Consider the following 650-nt stretch of genomic DNA (forward strand, 5'->3'; position numbering starts at 1 on the left):
ACCACGTCTTTCATCGCCTCTGACTGCCAAGGCATCCACCGTATGCGCTTCTTCACTTGACCATATAACCCCAAGCAATTTGGTTATACTGTGAAGACAACATTCGCCGAAAATTCGAATTTCTCAACTAAGAGAACTCACAAATTTTACCTTAGCCTGATCCGTTACCAGTGAAAGTAACGTTCAGTCTATCTTTCTATCACATACCCAAATTTTTAAAGAACGATCTAATCAAAGACTAGAAATCAACATTCATCATCAACCTGATGGAATGCTCATTTCTAAGCTTTCTTAACGTAGAAGCAGTAGTGGTGGAGCCAAACGGGATCGAACCGTTGACCTCCTGCGTGCAAGGCAGGCGCTCTCCCAGCTGAGCTATGGCCCCGTATTTCTACAGGCGTTTCCCACACAAAATTGGTGGGTCTGGGCAGATTCGAACTGCCGACCTCACCCTTATCAGGGGTGCGCTCTAACCAACTGAGCTACAGACCCAATTTCGGGCTGCTTCTTATCGTCTTCTTCAATGAATCAAGCAATTCGTGTGGGAACTTATGGAGCAGCTGATGTCGTCGATTAAGGAGGTGATCCAGCCGCAGGTTCCCCTACGGCTACCTTGTTACGACTTCACCCCAGTCATGAATCACACCGTG

2 tRNA genes and 1 rRNA gene are annotated in these 650 nt (G+C 46.9%); all 3 read right to left on the reverse strand.

From position 1 onward, the window contains the following. Positions 1 to 309: 309 nt before the first annotated feature. Positions 310 to 385: transfer RNA gene (locus FEM54_RS33570), tRNA-Ala, on the reverse strand. A gap of 30 nt (positions 386 to 415) precedes the next feature. Next, positions 416 to 492, reverse strand: a tRNA-Ile gene (locus tag FEM54_RS33575). A gap of 82 nt (positions 493 to 574) precedes the next feature. Further along, positions 575 to 650 (reverse strand): 16S ribosomal RNA (locus FEM54_RS33580); the annotation flags it as partial.

Source organism: Pseudomonas edaphica (assembly GCF_005863185.1).
Lineage (GTDB): Bacteria > Pseudomonadota > Gammaproteobacteria > Pseudomonadales > Pseudomonadaceae > Aquipseudomonas > Aquipseudomonas edaphica.